Source organism: Lyngbya sp. CCY1209 (genome assembly GCF_055795065.1).
Map to the genome: position 1 here is coordinate 1 of NZ_JAYFER010000518.1, position 6,086 is coordinate 6,086.

5 protein-coding genes are annotated in these 6,086 nt (G+C 54.1%); 2 read left to right on the forward strand and 3 right to left on the reverse strand.

Translation table 11 applies throughout. From position 1 onward, the window contains the following. The first annotated feature begins 231 nt into the window (after window positions 1–231). Window positions 232–741: a sterol desaturase family protein gene (locus AC0QHF_RS17040; protein WP_324705429.1), complete on the forward strand. Its 510-nt coding sequence runs from the start codon at window positions 232–234 to the stop codon at window positions 739–741. A 245-nt stretch (window positions 742–986) separates the two neighbouring features. On the opposite strand, the gene AC0QHF_RS17045 is transcribed toward AC0QHF_RS17040, so the two are convergent. Next, a complete protein-coding gene (locus AC0QHF_RS17045; RefSeq protein WP_324705430.1) occupies window positions 987–2,870 on the reverse strand; it encodes an alpha/beta hydrolase in 1,884 nt (627 codons plus the stop codon). Between the two features lie 289 nt (window positions 2,871–3,159). Here AC0QHF_RS17045 and AC0QHF_RS17050 point away from each other — a divergent pair, with 289 nt between their 5' ends. After that, window positions 3,160–4,206, forward strand: coding sequence for a hypothetical protein (locus AC0QHF_RS17050; protein ID WP_324705431.1), 1,047 nt, complete (start codon window positions 3,160–3,162; stop codon window positions 4,204–4,206). 86 nt (window positions 4,207–4,292) lie between these two features. Here the strand turns inward: AC0QHF_RS17050 and AC0QHF_RS17055 are convergent, their stop codons facing one another. Continuing rightward, window positions 4,293–5,303 (reverse strand): patatin-like phospholipase family protein, encoded by a 1,011-nt coding sequence (locus AC0QHF_RS17055; protein ID WP_324705432.1) that lies wholly within the window; start codon window positions 5,301–5,303, stop codon window positions 4,293–4,295. Between the two features lie 2 nt (window positions 5,304–5,305). Beyond that, window positions 5,306–5,968, reverse strand: a complete 663-nt coding sequence (locus AC0QHF_RS17060; protein WP_324705433.1) for an HAD-IB family phosphatase — start codon at window positions 5,966–5,968, stop codon at window positions 5,306–5,308. Between the last annotated feature and the right edge of the window lie 118 nt (window positions 5,969–6,086).

Below are 6,086 nucleotides of genomic sequence, written 5' to 3' on the forward strand. Positions count from 1 at the left end.
AATTCCGCCCAATCTGGGCAACCCGGGACGGTTGCCCCCACAGATAGAGAATTGAGGAGAATTGAGACAGACAGCCGGCTTCCCCCATCCAATTCCGCCCAATTGGGGCAACCCGGGACGGTTGCCCCCACAGATATTGAGAGATGAGACTTCCGCCCAATTTTTAACCCAAATATTAATTGAATTTAATCTTCGGTGATTACAGTCGCAGTAGCTCGTGAGGGTGAAATAGTGACTGTTATCAAGATCGTCTCGGTCGCACTCGGACTGCTGCTGAGTGGAGACTTTATCTCGACCTTCTTCTATCACGTTCCCGAACATATTTTTGGCAAATTCCACTGCGCCGTCCACCACAGTCCGAACCGCAGTTTTATCCGCTATGCGATCGCCCACAAAAATCCCAAAGTTCTGATCGCCGGCTTTTTGGGGGCGTTTCCCTATTTGATGTTTCTGCCCCTCTTTTGGATCATTTCCCCGGCGGGAACCATTCTGGGTTTAATTTTGGCGGAGTGCCATGTGGAATGGCGGCATTTACCTCTGAATCACTGGACGACCCCGCCAATTTTAGAACGGCTTTGCAACGTTTTATACATCACCACCCCCGAACGCCACTGGCAACATCATCGCAATTCCCGCATCGCCTTCGGCGACATTTTCACATTCTACGACAAACCCGCCCAAAAGTGGTTTAAAGTGTTGCTAAAATTCAAGAAGAAGGCAATGAGAAAAGTTGGAGTGTAGGGTGTAGGGAGAAAAAAGAAGTCAGACAACAGATGATTTTAGCTCGTAGGGGCCCCGGGCTTGCGCCCTCGGGGAATTGATTCCCAAGCGGTCTCGATCTCCAACCCGTTTTGTTCCGAGCATTCAACCGGATTTGATATGACTCCTCGCTCCTCACTCCTCCCGTAGGGTTTCGGGTTCTATCCCCGTTCGCCTCGTATAAAGAAGCTTTCAACCCCAACAATTAATTGTTAATTGATTAATTATTAATTATTAATTGTTCGACTGGGGCGGAAGCGGATGGGGCTGTCGGCGATCAGCGTTTCGATTTCTGCGATCGTGTCCGATCGCGACAGTCCATCCCGGGTAATTAAAAATTGCAGCACGTCAAAACCGGGGGTATGGACCCAGTGATAGCCGCCGTGGACGTCGATTTTTTGGGTCAGGTACAAAACCAAATTTACCAGATCGATCGCCAGGGCCGTCCGGGGATTTAACTCCCATTTGACGCCGTTGGTTCCCCGCATTTCCGAACAGTCGAGATAGTTAAATTTTTCAAATAAATCGTAGGCGGAGGTGGGTTGGACGGCGGGTTGCGATGTCACCATCACGCGGATGTGGGGGCGATAGTCCGGGCTGTCTCCCGCCCGTTTGAGGTAGACATTTCCCAACCGCAGGCCGGACATTTCGACGCTGGGTTCGCTGAACCAGTTCGCCAAAATGGACAGGTAGCGGAGGACGATATCGCGATCGCTCGAAAACAGGTAAATTTCCCGGCAGCGCAAGATCGCCGACCGGACGTAATTGTTGCGTCCCTCCCGCAGAAATTCCAGGGGGATGTCGGGGGAGGACAAGATCAGGCGGTCGAGTTGCAGGTGTTCCCCCATGTCGTGGCCCTCTTCGGCCAGGCGATCTTCTTTCCCGAAGCGATCGGACAAAATTCGCAGCACGTTCACCAGCAGCAACCCCCCCATGCTGTGGCCGACCAGGTGGACTTTCAAATCGGGGGGTCGTGGGGGGCTTTCCTCCGGGGCAAAGGGCATCGAAGAATAGGGGTTCTCGCCCAACACTTTGTCGAGGCGCCAGAAAAATTCCGCCAGGTCCGGGGCGCCGTAGTGGATGGCCCGATAGCGATCGCGCTGGTAGACCACCACCCGCAACAGGTGCATCAACAGCAGCCACAACCCAAAGACGCTGAGGCACACCCACTGCCACTGGGCGAATAAATCCCCGAGTCCGTCCCCCCCCCACGGGGGAGCGACGACGGGTCGGACGCCCAAAAATTGCAATAGGGGGGCGCCGAGGAGAGCCAGGATCAAATAGAGTCCCGTCCCGGCCAGCCAAGCCAGGAGGGCCACCACCACCAGAAATCTCAGGGAAATGCCCCACTGTTGCAGGGGGTCGAGCCAGAGGCTGCGGCTCAGGAGCGGCCGTTCTCCGGGCCAGTGATAGCCGATGTAGGCGCTTTTGTCTTCCAACGTCCCGATTTGGTTGATCGGCCCCTTGAGGACGAGGGATTCGGCTTCGCGGATGAAGGAACGGTAGAACCGCTCCGCCGGGTTGGCGTAGCCGTGGGTGCGGAGGGTGAGGCGGTTGAAATTGTCCGACCGCAGGATCTCGCCCAATTCGGCGATGTTGAACAGGGGTCGGAACCGATCCGGGGGGGGCAACAGGCGATCGGTGTTGAGGGAACAGGGGGCGGTGCTGACGACCAAAAAAATGTTGGGGTGGTCGCGGTCGGCGTAGACCTCGAAGTTGCGAGCGATGGCCTGGGTGAATTCTCGTTCGTGCCAACTGTTGAGGGCGCGAACCACGTATTCCTCATCCACTTGTCCCGCGAAAGCGGGGTGTTCCGCAAGATCGCAGCAGGACCGCAGGGCCTCGGCGATCGCCGATTCGGAGGTATACCCGCCGTAGGTGGGGAGTCCGGCGACGGTTTTCGCCCCGGTCTTGGGGGGGTCTGAATAGGCGAGTTGCACGATCCGCGCCTTCGTCCACCAGTCGGAAAACGGGGCGGCGTTGCGGATGACGGATTCCAACCAACGGCGATCGTTTTCCACCGTATCCCGATGCCAGTAGAAAGGCAAGCTTTTGTAGGTGCGCTCGGTTCCCATGCTCTCACTCGCTTCTGTCGTTGTGGGGAGTTCCATTATCAAAGCGCAATTTCGCACTTCTGCCAATACCCAAACCCCGGTCACAGACCCCCGGGGAAACTGTTCCCCCCGACAGAGATTTTGAGGGGTTCGGCACGGGGATGCGATCGCCGAAAATTCTTAAATTTAGGGGAGATTCAGACCCCGGAGTTGGGGGGGATCAAGGAAAGATCGTCTTACGACACTTGAAAACAGGTGATATAGTGTAAAAGCTGTTTCAGTCGTCGTCCATTATCACGTCCCATCGCAGGGGGAATTCCCCCTCGGATTACCATCGAGATTGAATATGTTCGATCAAAAAGTGAGGAGAAAAAGGTTCGTTCCCCCGGGACGGACTCGCAGTGAAATTGTCCGGCGTTCCAAGGTTCGGGAACTCGCCCCCAGAAACCGCGGCAGGGCCGTTTCTAATTGGACGATTTTTCGGGCTGTGGCTCGGAAAATCATCGGCAAACTTTCCACTTTTTTAAATAACCAATTGAACACCGTGTATCGAAAGAAAAAACGGCGGTCGGGCTGGCATCAGTCCGAACTGCAAAGCAACGATCTCCGTTCTTTGATGAAACAACACAGAAAGCGCATTCTGTATCGAAGACGGTTGCTCTTGGGTGCATTTTCCATTTTTGCGCTGTATTGTGTCGCCTTGGGAATTCAAACAGTGGTGCGATCTGTGGTGAGTCTCGAACTCCCGAAAACGGAAGCGACACTGACGCCGGTGAATTACCAGTCGAAAGGCGATCGCTGGTGGGTGGGTCAGTCGTTCCGCCCCCAGGTCCCCGTCAAATCCCTATTTTTGGATTTAAAAAGTCCGGGTGTCATCGCCGTCTGTGCGGCGGAGGGAAACTGCGAGACGGACGGAACTTACACTTCCCTGATCGAAGGGCATTTAGATCCGGCAACGGGGCTGTTGAATAAGGGATTTTGCAGCAACCACGGCCGGGGGGGGACGCTGAAGGATGCCAACAAATGGTGTCTGCGGCGGTTGCGATCGCAGTCTTTTGCCATCGATCAAGAATTTAAGGATGCGGGAATCAATCCCGAGTATCACTTGGAAGGATTCATCAACGCGATCGATTTGTGGAATCAAAGTCCCTATTTTGGAGACAAATTTCCCCAATTATATGCCACCGCACTCCGCCAAGAAAAGGAGGGGTCTGAGGCGATCCTGTGGGCGAGGGTAGAAACATTCAAGACGGAAGGACACTACGAAGACACGACCTTGGCCCACCCCCCGATCTGCCCCTACGATATGGAACCCAAATCCTGCATCGAAGCCGACCAGTCCCGGCGGATGGATGCGATCGCAGACGTCCTGCAAAAGTTGGGTTTAAAATAAGGGGGTTGTGTTCCCCGACATTAAAGTTGCTCTTTTTCCCGACCATTTTGAACTCCCGCCGGCATCGTTATTTTCCCCACCCCCGATTATCTCAGCAATAAATCGATAAATTCGTCAATTTCTCGGTCGTACTCCTGGGCCTGTTGCCGACCCAAACGCCGGATAGCCTGCAAATTGTGTTCCGAACAATCGTCGATGGGAAGCATCGTTTTACTCGTCAGTTCCGGATTGATTCTCAAGTATTGTTGTGGCGCTTCAACCGCATCATAGATCTGCCTCATCTGATAGTCTACGGTTTCCGCCACCCCGGTCATGATAATGTCCAACAGCGGCAGTAACCATTCAAACTTTCCCCAGTTCTTCGCCTGGTCGTAGGGATATCCCTTTTTGACGTCGCCGGTTCCGAGAGATAAAATGACCATGTTTTTTGCTGTCGGATGACTGGGCATTTTGCTGCGGGCTTCCGCGTAGGCACACAGGGCCGGATTGTTAGCAAAAACGCCACCATCAACGCAGTTGTAAATAGCCCGATTTAATGAGTTAATTTTGGACACTTCAAAAAAGGTGGGCGCGGCGGATGTCGAGCGAATGACATCTCGGACGTAATAATCGCATTCGGGTCTGCTTCGGCTGTCATGTTGGGTAAAAAAGTGAGTTTTTCGCCGTTCGATATCGTAGGTCGAAATCAGACAGGGTTTCAACAGGTCGCTCAACCGGACATCGCCGAAAAAGTTAGCCATCATCAGTTCTAACTTTCTGTGGGAATACTTGGCGTTCAAAATCCCCCAAAAGTTTTTGATGGCGTGCATGAATGGCATCGCAAAAATCTGTCGGCTATTGTCGTAGAAGAAATTGCGGGCTTCTGCTGCGGAACATCGCGGCCGGCTCGGATCTCGAAGGTCGGGACACAGGTAGAGACAGGTCAAGATTCCGCCGGCGCTCGTCCCGGCAAATAAATCAAAATAATCAACCAATCTTGCCTCGGGATTGCCCGTTTTTTTCTGTATTTTATGTTCGACCTCGACCAAAATCTCGGCTGGTATCAACCCTCGCAAACCGCCCCCATCTAGAGATAGAATCCGGGTAAATTCTGCCATCTCTACCACTCCTTCCCATTCTCGCTCAATTCAGCATTATTCCACATTTGGGCGAGGCGATCGCGGACGTCAAAAAAATCGCCCCAGGGAATGTAGGATTTTTGACGTTCGTCCAGATATGCGGCGAGGCGATCGCGGGCGAACACCACCGGGGCGGCGATCGCCAGATTCAGATCCGTCACCGAATCCCCGATGGCGATCTTCTCGTCCCCCTCGTACAACTCCATCACCCGCACCTTCGCCATCAGTTCCGTCCCCCCCTCGAAGTCGGAATGGACGCGCAAATTGCTCTCCCCCGCCTCCACGTCCACGGCGTAGATGGCTTCCACCCGCTCCGTCAACTCCCCGAGGACCGTCTCCACCATGATCCGGATGCCCCCCGACACGACAACAAAAGGGACGCCGCGGCGATCGAGAAAGTCGAGCAATTCCACCAGTCCCGGGCGGATCGATTTCGTGCGGGAAAATTCCACGATCTCCGGGTAAGCCGCGGCATCTATGGATTCTAAGATCTGCCGCACCCCCTCCCGCAACGTTATCTCCCGGGTGTACAGTTTGGGGATAATCTCGCCGGAAACCTCCGGCGCGAAGCGTTTCATCATCGCCACGAAGGTTTCTTCGGCCGTGATCGTGCCGTCGAAGTCACAAAAAACGACTGGTTTCATAAAATGGATGTCGGCTGGCACCGCCGACGCGAATTGCATCCTAGTAGACCGTTTCGGCTAAAATGAGGCAAAATTCAAAACGTAGCACAGGCATCTTGCCTGTGGATTCAGATCGGAT